Source organism: Streptomyces sp. NPDC050997, from assembly GCF_040660135.1.
Taxonomy (GTDB): domain Bacteria; phylum Actinomycetota; class Actinomycetes; order Streptomycetales; family Streptomycetaceae; genus Streptomyces.
Window position 1 is genome coordinate 61246 of the sequence record NZ_JBFAGK010000002.1, and the last position, 19041, is coordinate 80286.

The 19041-nt window shown below is 70.1% G+C and carries 19 protein-coding genes and 1 tRNA gene; 12 read left to right on the top strand and 8 right to left on the bottom strand.

All coding sequences use genetic code 11. From position 1 onward, the window contains the following. The first annotated feature begins 101 nt into the window (after positions 1-101). The 7 genes from AB0H86_RS03330 to AB0H86_RS03360 all read left to right on the top strand — a co-directional run bounded on the left by AB0H86_RS03330 (position 102) and on the right by AB0H86_RS03360 (position 4046). Entirely contained in the window at positions 102-635 is a 534-nt protein-coding gene (locus tag AB0H86_RS03330; protein WP_362432389.1) for a hypothetical protein, read from the top strand. 56 nt (positions 636-691) lie between these two features. Next, positions 692-1123 (top strand): tRNA adenosine(34) deaminase TadA, encoded by a 432-nt coding sequence (gene tadA / locus AB0H86_RS03335; protein WP_362432392.1) that lies wholly within the window; start codon positions 692-694, stop codon positions 1121-1123. Positions 1124-1189: 66 nt separating this feature from the next. Continuing rightward, positions 1190-1274, top strand: a tRNA-Ser gene (locus AB0H86_RS03340). Positions 1275-1379: 105 nt separating this feature from the next. Beyond that, positions 1380-1559 (top strand): hypothetical protein, encoded by a 180-nt coding sequence (locus tag AB0H86_RS03345; protein WP_362432394.1) that lies wholly within the window; start codon positions 1380-1382, stop codon positions 1557-1559. Further along, positions 1556-1849 carry a Dabb family protein gene (locus AB0H86_RS03350; protein WP_362432396.1) on the top strand — a complete coding sequence of 98 codons (294 nt, stop codon included), beginning with the start codon at positions 1556-1558 and terminating at the stop codon, positions 1847-1849. Before AB0H86_RS03345 ends, AB0H86_RS03350 begins: the two co-directional genes overlap by 4 nt. 177 nt (positions 1850-2026) lie before the next feature. Continuing rightward, a complete protein-coding gene (locus AB0H86_RS03355) occupies positions 2027-2896 on the top strand; it encodes an RNA polymerase sigma factor SigF (protein WP_362432398.1) in 870 nt (289 codons plus the stop codon). 268 nt (positions 2897-3164) lie between these two features. After that, the gene (locus AB0H86_RS03360) at positions 3165-4046 is read left to right on the top strand and encodes an RNA polymerase sigma factor SigF (protein ID WP_362432400.1); all 882 of its coding nucleotides are present in this window, start codon (positions 3165-3167) and stop codon (positions 4044-4046) included. A 775-nt stretch (positions 4047-4821) separates the two neighbouring features. Here AB0H86_RS03360 and AB0H86_RS03365 read toward each other — a convergent pair. Further along, on the bottom strand, positions 4822-5019 hold the full coding sequence (locus tag AB0H86_RS03365) for a hypothetical protein (RefSeq protein ID WP_362432402.1): 198 nt from the start codon (positions 5017-5019) through the stop codon (positions 4822-4824). A gap of 194 nt (positions 5020-5213) precedes the next feature. On the opposite strand from AB0H86_RS03365, the gene AB0H86_RS03370 reads away from it, so the two are divergent. From AB0H86_RS03370 to AB0H86_RS03380, 3 genes are all read left to right on the top strand, one after another. Beyond that, positions 5214-5732, top strand: coding sequence for a MarR family transcriptional regulator (locus AB0H86_RS03370; RefSeq protein WP_362433631.1), 519 nt, complete (start codon positions 5214-5216; stop codon positions 5730-5732). Positions 5733-5745: 13 nt separating this feature from the next. Then, the gene (locus tag AB0H86_RS03375; protein ID WP_362432405.1) at positions 5746-8328 is read left to right on the top strand and encodes an MFS transporter; all 2583 of its coding nucleotides are present in this window, start codon (positions 5746-5748) and stop codon (positions 8326-8328) included. Between the two features lie 102 nt (positions 8329-8430). After that, the gene (locus AB0H86_RS03380; protein WP_362432407.1) at positions 8431-9252 is read left to right on the top strand and encodes a YceI family protein; all 822 of its coding nucleotides are present in this window, start codon (positions 8431-8433) and stop codon (positions 9250-9252) included. Between the two features lie 77 nt (positions 9253-9329). Here the strand turns inward: AB0H86_RS03380 and AB0H86_RS03385 are convergent, their stop codons facing one another. The 3 genes from AB0H86_RS03385 to AB0H86_RS03395 form a co-directional block, all read right to left on the bottom strand. Then, positions 9330-9716 (bottom strand): hypothetical protein, encoded by a 387-nt coding sequence (locus tag AB0H86_RS03385; protein ID WP_362432409.1) that lies wholly within the window; start codon positions 9714-9716, stop codon positions 9330-9332. Positions 9717-9827: 111 nt separating this feature from the next. Then, the gene (locus AB0H86_RS03390; protein ID WP_362432411.1) at positions 9828-10535 is read right to left on the bottom strand and encodes a GAF and ANTAR domain-containing protein; all 708 of its coding nucleotides are present in this window, start codon (positions 10533-10535) and stop codon (positions 9828-9830) included. A 54-nt stretch (positions 10536-10589) separates the two neighbouring features. After that, positions 10590-11312: an ANTAR domain-containing protein gene (locus AB0H86_RS03395; protein ID WP_362432413.1), complete on the bottom strand. Its 723-nt coding sequence runs from the start codon at positions 11310-11312 to the stop codon at positions 10590-10592. A gap of 224 nt (positions 11313-11536) precedes the next feature. On the opposite strand from AB0H86_RS03395, the gene AB0H86_RS03400 reads away from it, so the two are divergent. Continuing rightward, on the top strand, positions 11537-11902 hold the full coding sequence (locus AB0H86_RS03400; protein ID WP_362432415.1) for an STAS domain-containing protein: 366 nt from the start codon (positions 11537-11539) through the stop codon (positions 11900-11902). Between the two features lie 117 nt (positions 11903-12019). Further along, positions 12020-12496 (top strand): PPOX class F420-dependent oxidoreductase, encoded by a 477-nt coding sequence (locus AB0H86_RS03405; RefSeq protein WP_362432418.1) that lies wholly within the window; start codon positions 12020-12022, stop codon positions 12494-12496. A 10-nt stretch (positions 12497-12506) separates the two neighbouring features. Here AB0H86_RS03405 and AB0H86_RS03410 read toward each other — a convergent pair whose 3' ends face one another. The 4 genes from AB0H86_RS03410 to AB0H86_RS03425 form a co-directional block, all read right to left on the bottom strand. After that, positions 12507-13277 (bottom strand): TetR/AcrR family transcriptional regulator, encoded by a 771-nt coding sequence (locus tag AB0H86_RS03410; protein ID WP_362432421.1) that lies wholly within the window; start codon positions 13275-13277, stop codon positions 12507-12509. Positions 13278-13489: 212 nt separating this feature from the next. After that, positions 13490-14986, bottom strand: a complete 1497-nt coding sequence (locus AB0H86_RS03415; RefSeq protein WP_362432423.1) for an MFS transporter — start codon at positions 14984-14986, stop codon at positions 13490-13492. Between the two features lie 158 nt (positions 14987-15144). Beyond that, positions 15145-17463, bottom strand: a complete 2319-nt coding sequence (locus tag AB0H86_RS03420) for a glycosyltransferase family 39 protein (protein WP_362432425.1) — start codon at positions 17461-17463, stop codon at positions 15145-15147. Further along, on the bottom strand, positions 17463-19037 hold the full coding sequence (locus tag AB0H86_RS03425) for a bifunctional glycosyltransferase family 2/GtrA family protein (protein WP_362432427.1): 1575 nt from the start codon (positions 19035-19037) through the stop codon (positions 17463-17465). Before AB0H86_RS03425 ends, AB0H86_RS03420 begins: the two co-directional genes overlap by 1 nt. Positions 19038-19041 lie beyond the last annotated feature (4 nt).

Below are 19041 nucleotides of genomic sequence, written 5' to 3' on the forward strand. Positions count from 1 at the left end.
CGATTCCGAGTGGGTGGGGCTCGGAGCACAGCTCTCCCCGCCCTCAACCTCCGCCGGGGGGACCCCCAACCGGCACGCCTAAGACCAGTGGGAGAGTCACGGTGTACTTCGCCGCACTGCTCGCGCGCACCGAAGACGGGTGGAAAGCGAGCGACACGGAGCTCGACGATGTGGAGACCCTGTCGGACCTGGCCGACCTGGCCCGTGAAACCTCACCCGAGGACGACACGGTGCTGGTCCTCATCGAGCAGGAGGACGCCTGGTTCGGCGTCGTCCGCATCGATGGAGAGGACGACCCTCGTATCTACGTCTCGGATGCCGCAGCCGCCGCTCGCAGTTCGTACGGCGAGATCCTGCTCACCGACGAACTGCTCGGCCGGGATCCGGGTGACGACGACGTCGCCGACCTGGACTCCCTCGACCTCGACGGCACCGAGGACGGAGAGGACGAGGACGACGACGGCGAGGACGCCGGCGGCTCCGCCGAGGCCGTGCCGCACGGCCCGGTCGGCGACCCCGAGATCCTCGACGACCTCGGCGTCGGCGAGAAGGAGCTGAAGTCGCTCGCCACGGACGCGGTCACCGAGATCGCCGAGGCACTGGGCGCCTCGGAGACCCTGGAGACCGTCCGCTGACCCATCAACCCTTCCCAGGACCTCCGGACCCGGTACGCGACCGGTGGCGGGCCGCGATGCGGCTCGCCCTGGCCGAGGCCGAGCAGGCCGGCCGCGACGGGGACGTCCCCGTCGGCGCCGTCCTGCTGTCCCCGGACGGCACGACGGTGCTGGCGGCCGGACACAACGAACGCGAGGCCACCGGTGACCCCACGGCCCACGCGGAGGTCCTCGCCGTCCGGCGGGGCGCCGCCGAGCTGGGTCAATGGCGGCTGTCCGGCTGCACGCTGGTCGTGACGCTGGAGCCCTGCACGATGTGCGCGGGCGCCCTCGTGCAGTCCCGGGTGGACCGGGTGGTCTACGGCGCCCGGGACGAGAAGGCCGGCGCGGCCGGATCCCTCTGGGACGTCGTCCGCGACCGGCGGCTCAACCACCGGCCCGAGGTGGTCGAGGGAGTGCTCGCCGAGGAGTGCGCCGAGCTGCTCACCGACTTCTTCCGGTCCCGCTGACCGGCCGTCACAGGGGCCGGGAAACGGATTTCAAACCATCCCCCGCCTTGCTGTAAGGTCTCCCTCGGTAGCGTGTCCGAGCGGCCGAAGGAGCTCGCCTCGAAAGCGAGTGTGGCGCAAGTCACCGAGGGTTCAAATCCCTCCGCTACCGCTTGAAGAAGGGCCCCGTCGTGAGACGGGGCCCTTCGTGCGATCATGTGCGCGCTTGGGCGTGACAGAAGCAGTTCCAGTGGCAGGGGAGACAGGGGAGGCCGCGATGGCGGTGAACTCGAAGAAGATCGCCGTCTATGTGCTCGTGGTCTTCGCGCTGTATGTGATCATCACGGATCCGGCCAAGGCCGCGGACTACGTCCAGATAGGATTCGAGGGCATATCGGACGCCGCGAAGTCCGTCGGCGACTTCATGTCCTGGGTCGCCCAGGGAGGAAACTCATGATCCGCCACCTGGTCCTCTTCAAGCTCCACGAGGGCGTCGAGCGCGACGACCCCCGGGTCGTGAAGGGCGAGGAGGCCTTCCGCGCCCTCGACGGCGTGATTCCCGAGATCCGCTTCTGGGAGCTCGGCTGGAACCTCAGCGACCGGCCCATCGCGTACGACTTCGCCATCAACTCCGGTTTCGACGACGCGGCCGCGCTGCGCCGGTACGTGGAACACCCGGAGCACCAGGCCGGCGTCGCCCTGTGGAAAGAGTTCGCCACCTGGGTGATCGCGGACTACGAGTACTAGGCGACCCTGCCTTTTCGAAGCCCCTTCAGAGCCCCTTCGAAGCCCTCCGCCTGCACGGCGGGGGGCTTCTTCGCGTCTTCTGCGCTCACTCTTCCCTCAACACGGCGTTATGCGGTGCTTGCACACAGTGCACATGTCTTGTGATGCTATGACCGCTTTTGATGGATGAGTTGACCGATGCTGAAGACCGATGAAGAGGTGGCGTTGTCCGTGTCGGCCAGTACTGCGCCGCCCCAGGAAGAGGCTCCCGCCCAACCCCCGGCACCGACCGCCCCCCAACGGAGCCGCGGTGCCGACACCCGGGCCCTGACACAGGTGCTCTTCGCCCAGCTCAAGGACTTGCGACCGGGCACGCCGGAGCACAACCGGGTGCGCGGGGCGCTCATCGAGGCCAACCTCCCGCTCGTGCGCTACGCGGCCGCCCGCTTCCGCTCCCGCAACGAGCCGATGGAGGACGTCATCCAGGTCGGCACCATCGGGCTGATCAACGCCATCGACCGCTTCGACCCGGAGCGGGGCGTGCAGTTCCCGACGTTCGCGATGCCCACGGTGGTCGGCGAGATCAAGCGGTACTTCCGGGACAACGTCCGCACGGTCCACGTACCGCGCCGGCTGCACGAGCTGTGGGTGCAGGTCAACAGCGCGACCGAGGACCTGACGACCTCCTTCGGACGCACCCCGACGACCGCCGAGATCGCCGAGCGGCTGCGCATCACCGAGGAGGAGGTGCTGTCCTGCATCGAGGCCGGACGGTCGTACCACGCCACCTCGCTGGAGGCCGCCCAGGAGGGCGACGGCATGCCAGGACTGCTGGACCGGCTGGGCTACGAGGACCCGGCCCTGGACGGCGTCGAGCACCGGGACCTGGTCCGGCATCTGCTCGTCCAACTTCCGGAACGGGAACAGCGAATTCTGCTGCTGCGCTACTACAGCAATCTCACCCAGTCACAGATCAGCGCGGAACTCGGCGTGTCCCAGATGCACGTCTCGCGGCTACTCGCGCGTAGCTTCCAGCGACTGCGCTCCGCGAACCGGATCGAGGCGTAACCGCGCACACGATCGACTGGTCACCTTCACGAGCGAATCGCTCACCAGCGCGTATCCCTGCGTTTTACTGCCGAAAGACCGTCAGACCGCCTTCTTCCAGGGCGAATTCGCGTCTCGCATGTCGACATGTCACTACAGCGTGTTGCCGACATGTGACATTCTGCCGGAAGCGCGTTTGCCGAGGCTTCGGCTCCGGTATTCAGGTGGAGGCTGCGTTCCTCCGTGGGAGCGTCCGCCACGACCGTCCTCGCGACCCAAAGGGGGTGGCATGTCCGCAGACCAGGGCAGCTCGAAGGTGCTCACGCTCACAAAGAGCGAGCCTGCGCCCGCACTCGACGACGTAACGGCCGTCGAGGCCGCGCCGGCACCGGCCCTCCCGACCTCGGGAGCTCTCGACACCCGCACCCTGTCCCGCTCCCTCTTCCTGCGGCTCGCCGCACTCGACGAGAACAGCCCCGAGCGTGCGTACGTCCGGGACACCCTCATCGAGCTCAACCTCCCGCTGGTCCGCTATGCGGCCGCACGCTTCCGCTCGCGCAACGAGCCGATGGAAGACATCGTCCAGGTCGGCACCATCGGCCTGATCAAGGCGATCGATCGTTTCGACTGCGAACGGGGCGTGGAGTTCCCGACCTTCGCCATGCCGACGGTGGTCGGCGAGATCAAGCGGTTCTTCCGTGACACGTCCTGGTCGGTCCGGGTCCCGCGTCGGCTCCAGGAACTGCGGCTCGCCCTCACCAGGGCCAGCGACGAGCTCTCCCAGAAGCTGGACCGTTCGCCCACGGTGGCCGAACTCGCCGCGGTGCTCGGGGTGTCGGAGGAGGACGTCGTCGACGGCCTCGCGGTCGGCAACGCGTACACCGCCTCCTCGCTGGACTCCCCGGCCCCGGAGGACGACGGCGGCGAGGGCTCCCTCGCGGACCGCCTCGGCTACGAGGACACCGCTCTGGAGGGCGTGGAGTACCGCGAGTCCCTGAAGCCCCTGCTGGCCAAGCTCCCGCCTCGCGAGCGGCAGATCATCATGCTGCGTTTCTTCGCGAACATGACCCAGTCGCAGATCGGCGAGGAGGTCGGCATCTCCCAGATGCACGTCTCCCGGCTGCTGACGCGGACCCTCTCGCAGCTGCGGGAAGGCCTCATCTCGGACTGAGGCCCCCCAGGAGTCAGGAGAAGAAGACAGGAACCCCCGGAGCAAGGGCCGGCCCTAGCAGGCCGACGGAGCCCCGGGGGTTCCTGTTTGAGGGGGCGTCAGCCACGGTGGCGCGATGCTTCGACCGACGCGGACGCATGGCCGTCGGGGCGCCTTGATCGAGCGTCGGCGGCCGTCGTCCTTCTCGGCGGGCTCCTGGCCGCGTGCGGAGGCGCCGGAGGCGGTGCCGGTGCCGGTTATCTGGCGACAGGTACGGCGGGCGGGCCGCTCCGACCCTCGGGTACGGCGGTGGCGCCGACGAGGCGAGTGCGGCTGGTGCCGCCCGACGAGCTGCAATCCGCGAGTACGGCTCCGAGTACAGCCGCGGGCACGCACAACTCACCCGCCGGGAGCGGCACTTCTCGGAGCGCCCAGGAACCTCGGGAACCCGGACGGTCCGGCGGCGCGCACGACGGCTCGCTTCCGCCCGCGACCGACGGCGCCAAGTCCGGTCGTACGACGAGGAGTCCGCCGTCGTACGAGAAGGCCACGGACAGGCGGTGGTGCGAGGACGTCCCGCTCTCCTTCCACAACACCGGCGGATTTGCGGTGCGTTCGGGAATCGTGACCTTCGGCACACACGTCGTCGGCGCACACGTCATCGGCGCACTCGGTGTCGACTGGGCGACGGTCGAGTCCGCTGAGGAAGTGCCCGCGCCGATCGCAGCCGGTGCGCGGACGGAGAGGACCTGGACGGTGTGCGTCGACGCGCGACGCGGCGGTCCGGTGGACGTGGTTACTTCAGCGCGAGCCAAGCCACAGCGGCGACGACCGCCACCGCGACGACCACGCCGATGATGAGGCCGAGGCGGGGACCGCTGGAGGCGGCGGCCTGCGGCCGGCGGCCCTGAGGGGCCTCGTCGACGAACGCGCGGAACATCTGGGTGCTGCCGGCCGGGTCGTTGTTGCCCTGGGGGCCCTGGGTGTTAGCCATGCCCCGAGACCCTAGCGAATCCGGGGGTGAGGCCCAAGTGGAGATCGTGAGCCCTCACAACACCCCCTTACCTGCACATTCACGTTCGCAATACATGCCTTTGCCAACTTTTTGGATGCCGGGCCCCTGATTCTATTTGCCTGCAGCAACCAACAGCTTTATGGTTGCCCTAAGCAACGAACATGGGAGGTGTGATGGCCGGGCAGGCGCAGTACGAGGAGCTGATCCGTCAGTTCAGTGCCTTCGGCGCCGTACGCAGGGAGTTGGGGCGCATCCTGCCGTCAGACTGCCCCAGCGGCTCCGCCGCCGTGCTGACTCTCCTCGGCCGCCACGGGGACATGCGCATAAGCAAGCTCGCCGAGTTGCTCGCCGTGGACATGTCGGTGACCAGCCGGCATGTGGCCCACGTCGCCGATCGGGGCTGGATCGAGCGCTCCCCCGATCCGGCGGACAAGCGCTCGCGCATCCTGCGCCTCACACCCGCGGGCCGGGACCGGCTGGACGACCTGTCACAACGGAGCTGCCGACTGCTCGCCGAGCGGCTGAGCGACTGGAGCGACGACGAGGTCGGACAGCTCACCCACCTCATGGCGCGGCTCAGGTCGAGTTTCGACGACTGCCGTATGGCGCACCCGGAACCCCGGCCACCCACCACGCCCGAGCCCGAACGGTCCACGGACCGGTCCCCCCGTACACCCGCGATCACCACGTAAGAGAAGGAAGCTCATGGCAACGACCACACCAGCCGGTGTGCGGGCCCCCGCCGACAACGGAGGAGGGGCCTCCCACGGCGCTCCGATGACGCACCGGCAGATCATGGAGGCGCTCTCCGGGCTGCTGCTCGGGATGTTCGTGGCGATCCTGTCGTCCACGATCGTCACCAACGCGCTTCCCGAGATCATCGGCGACCTCGGCGGCGGCCAGTCCGCCTACACCTGGGTCGTCACCGCCTCCCTGCTCGCCATGACGGCGACCACACCGCTGTGGGGCAAGCTCTCCGACCTGTACAGCAAGAAGGCGCTCGTCCAGATAGCGCTCGTCATCTACGTGCTGGGATCCGCGGCCGCCGGTCTGTCGCAGAACCCGGGGATGCTCATCGCCTGTCGTGTCGTCCAGGGCATCGGCGTCGGCGGTCTCTCCGCCCTCGCGCAGATCGTGATGGCCGCGATGATCTCCCCGCGTGAGCGCGGGCGCTACTCCGGCTACCTCGGCGCGACCTTCGCCATCGCCACCGTCGGCGGTCCGCTGCTCGGCGGTGTCATCACCGACACCTCGTGGCTCGGCTGGCGCTGGTGCTTCTACGTCGGTGTGCCGTTCGCGGTCATCGCGCTGATCGTGCTGCAGAAGACCCTGCACCTGCCCGTCGTGAAGCGGGACGTGAAGGTCGACTGGGGCGGTGCGTTCTTCATCTCCGCCGCGGTCTCCGTGCTGCTGCTGTGGGTCACCTTCGCCGGTGACAAGTACGACTGGGTCTCGTGGCAGACGTACGCGTTGGTCGGCGGCTCGATCGTGCTCGGCCTGCTGTTCGTGCTCGTGGAGTCCAAGGTGAGCGAGCCGATCATCCCGCTGCGGCTGTTCCGCAACCGCACCATCACGCTGTCCTCACTGGCCTCGCTCTTCGTGGGCGTCGCGATGTTCACCGGCACCGTCTTCTTCAGCCAGTTCTTCCAGCTGGCCCGGGACAAGTCGCCGACCATGTCGGGTGTCATGACGATCCCGATGATCGGCGGTCTGTTCATCTCCTCGACCGTCTCCGGGCAGTTCATCACCCGGACCGGCAAGTGGAAGGTCTGGCTGGTCGGCGGTGGCGTGCTGCTGACGGCGGGTCTGGGCCTGCTGGGCACGGTCCGGTACGACACGGACTACTGGAAGATGGCGATCTTCATGGCCCTGCTGGGCCTCGGCATCGGCATGATGATGCAGAACCTGGTGCTGTCCACGCAGAACCAGGTGGCCCCCGCCGACCTCGGCTCGGCCAGCTCCACGGTCACGTTCTTCCGTTCCCTCGGCGGCGCGGTCGGCGTCTCCGCGCTGGGCGCCGTCATGGCCCACCGCATCACCGACTACGCCCAGGACGGCATCGCCGGCCTCGGCCCCAAGTACGCGTCCCTGGCGTCCGGTTCGAGCTCCAGCGGCGCCATCCCCGACATGGACAAGCTGCCCACGCCGCTGCGCACGGTCATGGAGAGCGCGTACGGCCACGGGATCGCCGACATCTTCCTGATCGCGTCGGTCCTGGCCCTGCTCGCCTTCCTCATCACGCTGTTCATCAAGGAGGTCCCGTTGCGGACGAAGGGCGCACTCGAGCAGACGGCCTCGGAGAAGACCCTGGCCCAGGCGGCCCCGGCCGCGGCGGCTCCCGCCGCTTCCGCCGGAGTGCAGACTCCGGCCGAGGCGCAGTCTTCCGCCGAGGCGCACGTCCCGAGCTGGGCCGCCGCCGACTCCACGACCGAGACCAGTACCGAGACCGAGACCGGGACCGAGACCGGGACCGAGGGCACGCGGCGGCTCGCGGCGGTGGCCACGATCGCCCGTCCCGAGGGTTCGGCCGGTGTGCCGGTCGGTGGTTTCGTGCGGGGCGCGGAGGGTGTTCCGGTGGCGGGTGCGGCGGTGACGCTGATCTCGCTGGCGGGCCGACAGTTGGGCCGCGCGGTCGCGCAGCCGGACGGCTCCTACGGGCTGGACGCTCCGGACACGGGCTCGTATGTGCTGATCGCCTCGGCGGACGGCTTCCAGCCGCAGGCGTCCACCGTCGTGGTGGGCGGCGAGCCGGTGGCCTACGACATTCTGCTGAGCGGTACCAGTGGCCTGAGCGGGCTGGTGCGGGCCGCCCACACCGGCAGCCCGGTCAAGGACGCGATGGTCATCGTCACCGACGTCCGCGGGGACCTGCTGGCCACCGCCGTCAGCGGTGAGCAGGGTGAGTTCTCGTTCGCGGAGCTGGTGCCCGGCGCGGTGACGGTGGCCGTGAACGCCGCCGGATACCGGCCGCGTGCCCTGCCGGTCGAGGTCGGCGGCAGCGGGGTGACCCGGGTCGAGGTGGATCTGGACGCGGGGGCGCAGCTGCAGGGTGTGGTGCGGGCGCCGCACGGTCCGCTGGCGGATGCCCGGGTGACGCTGGTCGACGCGGCCGGCAATGTCGTCGCGACCGCCACGACCGGCATCGACGGGGCGTACGCCTTCACCGATCTGGACGGGGGCGAGTACACGGTCATCGCGACCGGCTACGCCCCGGTCGCGACCGCGCTGACCGTCCACGGCCAGGGCGTCGACGGCCACGACATCGAACTCGCCCACCCCGGCGAGTAGTTCGCACCCGGCCCGGGTCGGGCACGTCTCCGATCGGAGCGTGCCCGGCGCGGGCCGGTCTCGTCATGACCAGTTTGTAATGCTTTTTCAGGGAGAACCGGGATGGGACTGACCGCGAAGATCCGTACGAGGGACGGATGGGCCGTGTCGCACGCGGTCGTCACGGTGACCGACATGACCGGCTCGCAGGTGCTGCGTGCCGAGGCCGACCCCGAGGGCGCCGTACGGGACACGACCGCGCTGGCGCCGGGCGCGTACACCGTCATCGTCACGGCCGTCGGGTACGCGCCCGCCGCCGCGAGCGCCCTCGTCACGGCGAGCGGCCGGGCCGAGGTCGGCGCGGTGACACTGGCCCGGCAGGGCGGGACCGAGCTGCCGCCGCCGGGGCCGTGGACCGTCGACCCGGCGCACTCCGGTGTGGCCGCCGTCGCCCAGCACCTGGGGATCTCCAGCGTGCACGGACGGTTCACGGAGTTCACGGCCTCGATCGAGGTCGCCCCGGACGACGTGGCCAAGTCCCGTGTGGAGGCGGTCATCCAGGCGGCGTCCATCGACACCGGCAACGGCATGCGCGACACCCACCTGAGGTCCGCGGACTTCCTGGACGTCGAGCGGTTCCCGGAGATCACGTACCACTCGACCGGACTGACGGTGGCCGGTGCGGACCGCTGGACCGTGCACGGGGAGCTGACCCTGCACGGCGTCGCCCGACCGGTCGACCTGGACCTCGCCTACCTCGGCACCGGCTCCGATCCCTGGGGCGGCACCCGGGCGGCGTTCCGGGCGACGACGGAACTGCACCGTGAGGACTTCGCCATGACCTACAACCAGGTCGTCCAGGCGGGCATCGCCGCCATCGGCACGACGCTGAAGGTGGAGCTGGACGTACAGGCGGTGCAGGGGGACTCACTGCCGCAGGCCTGAGGCGCGCGGCTGAGCTTTGAGGCACGGACTGAGGCACGGCTCAGGCCCAAGTAGCAGTCGGCCGTGCCCGGCACGGCCTACATCAGCCCGGCGACGCTCGGCGGGGCGAACAGATGGCGGGCGCGGTGTTCCTCGGCCACCATGACCGCGCCCGGGAGCGGTTCGGGGGACTCCGCCGCCCCGGCGAGGGAGTCGCGGTGGCCGGCGCAGGTCGTGCAGGAGGGGTCCCAGTCGGGCAGTGACGCGCGGTGCGCCTCGGCCAGATGACGGCTCAGGCCGATCTGCGTACCGACGATGCTGTCGGTGACGTCCCAGTCGACGCCGGGATCCTCCGCGGTGAGCCCGGCAATGACGGCCTGCACGTGCTTCATCGCCTCGTAGCGGCGGACGCACTCGGCGCAGTCCCACATCCAGGCGGGCGGCAGCGGCCACTGGTCCTCGGGGCTGAGGTCTTCCGCGCTCATGCGGGCCACGGTAGGCGCTGCGGACCCGGCCCCGCAGCCGTCCGTACGAATACGAACCGGACGCTGCTCGGCCGCGGCCGGGGCACGTCCCCAAGTCCCGCTTCAGGGAACTCAGTTCCGGTCGGGCCCGCGCCCGTCGTCGGCGCTCGTCCGTGCCACCAGGTCGGTGCACAGGTCCCGGAGTTTGACGTTGTGGTTCTGCGAGACCCGGCGCAGGCGTTCCAGGGCGATCCGGGCGTCGATCCGCTCCTGCGCCATGAGGATGCCGATGGCCTGGTCGATGACGCTGCGGGAGAGCAGCGCGGCGCGCACGTCGACGGCCGACTCCCGGCGGCGCTCGACACCCAGGGCGACGTTGATCGCGTCGCCGACCCGGGCGGCGAAGGCCCTGGCCGCGTCCCGGCCCGGGCCCAGCGACCCGACCTCGACACCGTAGAGGTTGAGGGCGGCGCCTCTCTCGCCCTCCACCGCGATCGGAACGGCCAGCACACAGCGCACGCCCGCGGAGAGCGCGTACGACGTGTACGTGGGCCAGCGGGTCTCCGCCTCCAGGTCGGGGGAGTACTGCTCGCCGCTCGTGTCGGCGGCCTGCACGCAGGGCCCCGAGCCGTTCTCGTACTGGCGCTGGTCGAGGCCACTGGGCAGGCCGTGGCTGCCGGCCAGGGTGAGCAGCCGGTCGGCACGGCGCACGGTGATGCTGCACGCGGCCGCACCGGGCACCGCCTGCACCGCGCGGTCGGTCAGATCGCGCAACAGCGTGTCGAGACCACTGCTGCGCACGATGGCCATTTCCAGCGTGTCGGTTGTCTCAGGGCTCATGTACGTACGGATATCCCGTACCTGCCCGTCAATGCCCCGCGATCGCCGGGCCCGTCATGTGGCGTTGTTCGCATCCACGATGCGCCGGGCCAGGTCGCGCAGCTTGATGTTCTCCCGCTGCGAGGCCTTGACCAGGGAATCGAACGCCTCCGCCGCGTCCATGTCCATCCGTTCCATGAGGATGCCGGTGGCCTGCCCGATCAGATCCCGGGTGCGCATGGCCTCCGTCAACTGCTCCCGTACGGTGGATGAGTCGAGGGCGAGACTGACGTGCGCGGTGAACAGCCGGCCGATCCGGGTGGCGGCCTCGTCGAAGGCGCGCGGCTTGCGGGAGTAGGCCGTGAGGACGGTCAGCCGGCGGCGGTCGGCGCGCAGCCGCAGCGACAGCACCGAGCGCAGGCCCAGCTCGGACAGAGCGGCCCCGCTGTCCTCGGCCTCGCTGTCCTCCAGCCGTACGACGGGCGTGGTCCACAGGTTCTCCCAGTACGGCGCCTGCTCGCGTCCGGTGTGCCCGGCCTCGGCGGAGCGCACCACCTCGTCGGTCCAGGCGACCGTACGGCGGTGCTGGGTGCGCTCGATCACGGAGATGCCGGCGTGGTCGGCGCCGGGCAGCAGGTGCACGGCCAGCCGGACCGCGGTGCGCATGGTGGTGTGCGGGGTCACCGTCTCGTGCAGTTGCTGAGCTGCCACCGTCAGGGCCTCTGCCAGCTCGAAATCGGCAGCAAAAAGGGGCGAATCAGGAAACTCGGACGTAGCCACCACGAACCTCTTCGGCATGCACGACCCAAAGGGACGTGCGCAGGAGAGCTCCGCAGCACATTCCTGACTGCGAGCACAGGATAGATAGCACTTTAGCTGCTTGGTTGCGTCGAAGTGACGTTCAGCCGACGGAGTCCACGGCCACTTTCGGGCGCGATGGTCGGCGTGGTGCAATGGTGGGACGACAAGGTCAGGAAGTGGCCTCCCCCGGACTCCGGACGAACGTCTGCCAGGTGAGCGCTATGACCTTCATCCCGAATCTGTGCGAGCTGCGTGATCTACGTGATCTGCCCAGCTCCACAACCTTGCTCGTCCTCCCGCCCGAGATCGACTTCTCCAACGCCGCGGGCCTGCTGAGACGGGTCATGTCCGCCGTGGACACCCGTGCCGGCCGGCTGCGGGTCCTGGTGCTGGACCTCACCTCGACCCACTTCATGGACTCCCAGGGCGTCCGCCTCATCAACGAGGTCCGCCTGAGTCTCCAGCCCCAGGTGCGGGTGCGGGTGGCGGCGCTGCCCGACGGGGCCCCCAGCCGGGTCATGGAGCTGACGGGGGTGCGGCGGGACGTCCCGGTGTTCGACAGCCTGCACGAGGCGCTGGAGGAGTAGGGGGCGTTGTCCATGCGGGTGCACCGGACGGGGATGCGTCGAACTGGCGTGCCGGACGGATGGCTCGCGCGAGTGTCCCGAACGGCCTTGCCCGGGCCGGGGTCCTACGCTGACGGCATGGCACCGAACATCGCGACCAACACCTCCGTTTCGCTGGACGAGTTGCTGGACTTCGTACGGCCCCGGCACCACGCGATCCTGCTGACCCGCCGGTCCGACGGTGGCCCCCAGGGGTCGCCGCTGACCTGCGGGGTCGACGACTCCGGGCGGATCGTCGTGTCCACCTACCCCGAGCGCGCCAAGACCCGCAACGCCCAGCGGGATCCGCGGGTCAGCCTGATCGTGCTGAGCGACGACTGGAACGGGCCGTGGGTCCAGGTCGACGGCACCGCCGAGGTCGTCGACTCGCCGGACTCCATCGAGCCGCTCGTGGAGTACTACCGCAACATCGCCGGCGAGCACCCCGACTGGGACGAGTACCGGGCGGCCATGCTCAAGCAGGGCAAGTCGATCATCCGGATCACGCCGGAACGCTGGGGTCCGGTGGCCACCGGCGGTTTCCCGGCCCGGCTGGTCTCCGGCGACCAGGAGTGAACGACACCCCCTAGGACCTGTTCCGGCCCCGCTCCACCATCGCCTCGATCCCGGCCAGCAGCAGCTCCAGCGCGAACTCGAAGTCCCGCTCCAGCATCTCCTCGACCGTGTCGCCGCCGCGGGCCTCCATGATCTCCGTGGACTCCTGGATGACCTCGGCGGCGTCCGGGGCCCGCGTCACCGTGCTCAGGGAGTGCTGGAAGTACTCGTCCGGCGACATACCGGCGTCCGCGACACGGGCGAAGAAGTGACCCTCGATGGTGCCGTAGCCGTATACGAACTGGAAGACCGCCGAGATGGCGCCGGTGACGCCGTGCACGGGCAGGGCGGTCTTACGGATGACGCGCTGCACGACCCGGACGAAGGCCAGGTTGTTGGGGCCGATGTTGAGGTAGGTGCCGACCAGCGGCGACAGCCAGGGGTGGCGGACCAGCAGGGCCCGATACACCCGGGCCAGGGTGCGCAGCTGGTCGCGCCAGTCCTCGTCGGCGTCGGGGTCGGGCAGGTGCAGCTCGCCGAAGACCGTGTCCAGGGCGAGTTCGAGGAGGTCGTCCTTGGTGTCGACGTACCAGTAGACGGACATCGCGGTGACGTTCAGCTCGGCGGCGAGCCGGCGCATGGAGAACCCGGCCAGCCCCTCGGCGTCCAGCAGCCGCACGGTGACCTCGGTGATCCGCTCCCGGTCCAGCCCGGACGGCTGCCCACCACCCCGCCCGCCGCGACGCGCCTTGCCCCCCAGCCACACACTGGTCCGCGCCGTCCGCTGGGCCGCTTTCACCATGGCGCACCTTCCTCGACTCTCAAACGCCGGCCAGCTTAGGCGCCCCGACAGGGGCGCGGGCCTGCACCCATGTGCGCCTCCGCCGCGTGGGGGCGATCACATCCATCGCGTGGGGGCGATCACATCCCTCGCATGGGCGCGATCAGATCCGACGGCCCCGCGGTGGCCGGCCGACCCGGCCACCCGAGCCACCCGAGCCACCAGGACAGGCCCTATGCGGAGTCTGCCCGCTCAGCCCGACGCAACAACGCGGCGGCGACCAACCCCCCGAACAGCACAGCCACCGCGCCCACCAACTGACTGGTCTCCAGTCCGGAGGCGAACGCGTCCGTGATCTGCCGCCGTTCCTCGGCAGACCCCGCTTCGGCCAACGCCGCCGGCAGCGAGACCGCCGCCACGGAAACCGCCGCCGCGAACCGCGCGTTCAGGACGGCACCGAGCACCGCGACCCCCAGTCCCTGCCCGAACTCCGCCAGCGTCCCGTTGACGCCCGCGCCCACGCCCGCCTTCTGGGGCGGTATCGCGCTCATCACGGCGTTGGCCATGGCCGGCATGGCGAAGGCGACACCGACGCCCATGATGATCAGCCCGAGCAGCATTCCGCCGTAGCCGTCCCCGCCGAGCAGCGCGATCGACGCGAGTCCCGCCGCCAGGCACGTCATCCCGGACGCGATGGTCAGCGGCGTGCCCAGCCTCGGCAGAAGCATCGCGCTCACCCCGGTGAGGTTGAGCGCGACGATGGTGAGCGCGAACGGCGCCGTGTGCAGACCGGCCTCCAACGGGCCGTATCCGAGCACGAACTGGAGGTGCTGGGTGAGCAGGAAGAGCGAGCCGGCCATCCCGAAGGCGACGAGGATCGCGCCCGCGACGGCGCCGGTGAACCTCTGGTCGCGGAAGAAGTGCATGTCCAGCATCGGGTACGGGATGCGCAGCTCCCACGCCACGAACCCGGTCAGCACGACGACGCCGATCGCGGCGGAGGTGAGGGTGGGCGCCGAGGTCCAGCCGTCGTCGGGCCCGGAGATGATCGCGTAGACGACGCTCGTCATACCGACCGTGGACAGCAGCGCGCCGAGCAGGTCGGGGCGGTCGCCCCGCGGGTTCCTGGACTCGGGGACGAGGGCGAGCACGGCGACCAGGCCGATGGCCGCGACCGGGATGTTGACCAGGAAGATCGCGCCCCACCAGAAGTGGTCGAGCATCACACCGCCGAGCAGCGGGCCGACGGCGAACCCGAGCGAGTTGACCGTGGACCACAGTCCGATCGCCTTCACCCGCTCGGTGTCGTCGAAGATCTGGACCACGACGGCGAGCGTGGTGGTCATCAGGAGCGCCCCGCCGACGCCCATCCCGGCACGCGCGGCGATCAGTTGACCGCTGGTGGTCGCGAGACCCGCCACGAGCGAGCCGACGCCGAACAGGGCCAGTCCCGCCACCAGCAGCTTCTTGCGGCCGTACCGGTCCGCGGAGCTGCCCGCGGTGAGCAGCAGGCCCGACTGCACCAGCGAGTACGCGTTGATCATCCACTGGATGTCGGACGTGGACGCGTCCAGCTCCCGGGTGAGCGAGGGGATCGCCACGTTCAGGACGGTGTTGTCGAGCAGCACGGTGAGCTGTGCGAGACAGATGACCCCGAGGATCAACCAACGCTGCGGATGGCCGCCGGCCAGTGCGGGAGCTGGGGCCTGTTCCCGGGGGGATGTCGTCATGCTGTACACCGTAGAACAGTTCCTATACGGCGTACAACAGGGCGTGCGACGCGGCGTACGACACCCGTTCTCGCCGTACGCAAAGGGCGGTGGCCCGGGGTTCGTGCGAACCCCGGGCCACCGCCGTTGTTGTCCCAGTCGGATGCTTACGCCTGCCGCTAGGCCTTCTGCGTCAGGTCGTAGAAGGTGGCCGAACCGACCGTCACCTTCTTGAAGTTGACCTCGACCCAGGTGGTGATCTGCGAGGACGTGCCGTCGCTGCTGCCGCCCATGCCGCCGCCGGAGCCGGAGGAGATGAAGTAGTGGATCCTGCCGTCCTCCACGTACGTCTTGAACTGGGCCAGCGTCGGGGACGGGTCGGTGCCGTTGAAGCCGCCGATCGCCATCACCGCGTCACCCGTGGCGAGCTGGTAGCTCGCGGCGTTCTGGGCGCCGATGGCCGCGGCCGCCCAGGTGTAGTCGTCGGAGTCGGTCTCCAGCAGCTTCTTGGCCTCGGAGGTGACGGAGGCGCCGTTGAGCAGGCCGCCGGCACCGCCACCGCCGCCCATGCCGCCGCCCTCGCCCATCGACGGGCCGCCCTGCTGGTTCTGACCCTGGCCCTGGGGGGTGCCGTTGCCGTTCTGCTGGTTCTGGCTGTTTCCGTTCTGGCCCGGCATACCGCCGCCGGTGCCGCCGCCCGGGAAGCCGTTGCCCTTCTGGGGGGTGCCGTTGCCCTGCTGGTTCTGGCCCTGCGTGTTGCCGTTGCCGTTGCCGTTCTGCTGGCCCGGCATACCGCCGCCGCCGAAGCCACCCCGGCCGCCGCCGCCCGGACCGCCGCCCATCATGCTCGCGCCCGCCGGACCGGCCGTGACGATGGAGCCGGTGTGGCCCTCCTGCAGGGTGCTGAGGGTGTACGCCGTCGGTCCTGCCAGCGAGGCCGCGATGCCCAGGCCCACCGCGGCGAGCGCGAGCTGCCGGCCGAGCCTTGCCACGAAGATCAGGCCGAGCGCGGCGGCCAGACCCCCGACGAGGACCAGCCACTTGAGCCAGGGCAGGTAGTCGGGAGTGCGGTTGAGGAGGACATAGCCCCAGGCGGCACTCGCCACCACCGCCGCCGCCAGGGTGAGCGACGCCCAGATCTCGGAGCGCTTCTCCCACAGGATCCCCGCGCCCATGCCGACCACGGCGGCGACGTAGGGGGCGAGGGCGATCGTGTAGTACTGGTGGAAGATCCCCGCCATGTAGCTGAAGACGACCATGGTGATCAGCAGCGAGCCGCCCCACACCAGGAACAGACCTCGGGTCGTCGAGGTCCGCTTCAGCTGTCGTGTCGCGACCAGGCCGCCGACCAGCAGGATCAGCGCGGCCGGCAGCAGCCAAGAGATCTGGCCGCCGATCTCGGAGTTGAACATCCGGTCCCAGCCGGTCTCGCCCCACTGCCCGGTGTTGCCACCGCCACCGCCACCGCCACCGCCGACGCTGCCGGTCTCCTCGCCGTTCAGCCGTCCGAAGCCGTTGTAGCCGAAGGTCAGCTCCAGGAAGGAGTTGTTCTGCGAGCCGCCGATGTACGGGCGGGAGGAAGCGGGCCACAGCTCGACGATCGCCACCCACCAGCCGCCGGAAACAAGCAGCGCGCCGGTGGCGACGGCCAGCTGGCCGAACCGTTTCTTCAGGCTCACCGGCGCGCACACCGCGTACACGATCGCCAGCGGCGGCAGGATCAGGAAGGCCTGGAGGGTCTTGGCGAGGAACGCGAAACCGATCGCGACCCCCGCCCACACCAGCCACTTCGTCCGGCCGTCCTCCAGCGCGCGGGCCACCATGTAACAGGCCACGGCCATCAGCAGAGCCAGCATGGCGTCCGGGTTGTTGAACCGGAACATCAGCGCCGCGACGGGGGTGAACGCGAGCACCACGCCCGCGATCAGTCCGGCCGCGGGGCTGAACCGGCGGCGCACCGAGGCGTACACGACGGCGACCGTGCCGACGCCCATCAGTACCTCGGGGGCCAGGATCGCCCACGAGTTCAGGCCGAAGATCCTGACCGACAGCTCCATCGGCCACAGCGAGGCCGGGGGCTTGTCGACGGTGATGGCGTTGCCCGCGTCCAGCGAGCCGAAGAACATCGCCTTCCAGCTCTCGCTGCCGGCCTGGACGGCGGCGGAGTAGAAGGAGTTGGCGTATCCGGAGGCGCTCAGGTTGTACAGGTAGAGCGCGGTGGTCACGAGCAGCAGGCCGAGGAACGCTGGGCGCGCCCAGCGCGGGTCCTCGGGCCGGCCCCGCCACAGTCTCCGTACGAACGGCTGCTTGGGTTCACCGGATCCGGGATCGGTCGGCGGGGCCTCGGGGACCGCCGGTTCCCCCACGGCCGTACTCGCCGTACTCGTCGTGCTCGTCGTGCTCGTCGTGCTCGTCGTGCTCGTCGTGCTCGTCGTGGCCGTCGGCGGCCCCCAGGCGGCGGGACCCTTTGGGGTCGTCCGGTCGGTGTCGGTGGTCATCAGGCGTTCCTCGGGTCGGTGTCGGTGGGGCGCACCGGCTGCATCTGCGCGGTCGCGTCCCCCCGGGTGCGGTCCGCGGCTTCACCGGCGCGGAACTGGGTCGTCTGGTACGAGCTCTGGGGCCCGGTGACGTACGTCGGTGCCGTCGGCCGCTGCGGCAGCGGCTGCTGGCCGTACTGCTGCTGCTCGTAGGGCTGCCGGCCGTACTGCTGCTGGCCGTAGGCCTGCTGTCCGTACGGCTGCTGGGCGTACGGCTGCTGGGCGGGTGGCGCCGTGGCGTAGGTCGGCGAGGCCGGGTTGTGCGAGACCGGGACGGTGGACGGGCCGTCGTCCTCGCGTCGGTCCGAGAACACCCAGGCGCGGAAGAGCAGGAAGCGCAGCACGGTCGCGGCCAGGTTGGCGGCGATGAGGACCGCGAGCTCGGTGGAGTGCGCCGGTTCGGAGGTCGCCGCGTTCAGGGCGGCGAGGGAGCCGCTGGTCAGCGCGAGGCAGATACCGAAGACGACCAGTCCCTGCGCCTGGTGCCGGACGGCGCCGCCCCGCCCGCGCACCCCGAAGGTCAGTCGCCGGTTGGCCGCCGTGTTCGCGACCGCCGACACCAGCAGCGCGAGCGCGTTGGCCACCTGGGAGCCGCCGAACTGCCGGAAGAGGCTGTAGAGCAGCAGATAGAAGAGGGTGGACAACCCGCCGACGACACAGAACCCGACGAGCTGGCGGGCCAGCCCCTTCGGTACGTCCTGGATCTCGCGGTCGCGCGGATCGTCGCCGAACGGCCGGGCGATCCGGTCCAGCGACAGCGATCCGGTGGCCAGGGCCTTGCCGACCCGCCACACGCCCTTGAGGTCGTCGGTCGCCGTCTTCACGATGTGCACCGTGGAGTTCGGGTCGTCGACCCAGTCGACGGGGACCTCGTGGATCCGCAGCCCCGCGCGCTCGGCGAGCACCAGCATCTCGGTGTCGAAGAACCAGCCGGTGTCCTCCACCAGCGGCAGCAGCACCTGCGCGACATCGCGGCGGATCGCCTTGAAGCCGCACTGGGCGTCCGAGAAGCGGGCCTGGAGCGAGCCCCGCAGGATCAGGTTGTAGACGCGGCTGATGAACTCGCGCTTGGGCCCGCGCACCACCCGGGAGCTACGGGCGAGCCGGGAGCCGATCGCCAGGTCGGAGTGGCCCGAGATCAGCGGTGCCACCAGCGGCAGCAGGGCGTTGAGGTCGGTGGACAGATCCACGTCCATATAGGCGAGGACGGGGGCGTCCGAGGCGGACCAGACGGTCCGCAGCGCCCGGCCGCGGCCCTTCTGCTCCAGCCGGAACGCCCGTACCTCCGGGAGCTCCGCCGCCAGCCGCGCGGACACCTGGGGGGTGGTGTCCGTCGACGCGTTGTCCGCGATCGTGATGCGGAACGCGTACGGGAACGTGCGCTTGAGGTGCTCGTGCAGTCTCAGCACACACGGCTGGAGGTCCTTCTCCTCGTTGTAGACGGGGATCACTACGTCCAGGACAGGCGTACCGGCGTCTCCGGCCGGGAGGTGCTCCCGCGCCGGCAGGGTGCCGGGAGAAGAGTCGGTTCGCATGGAA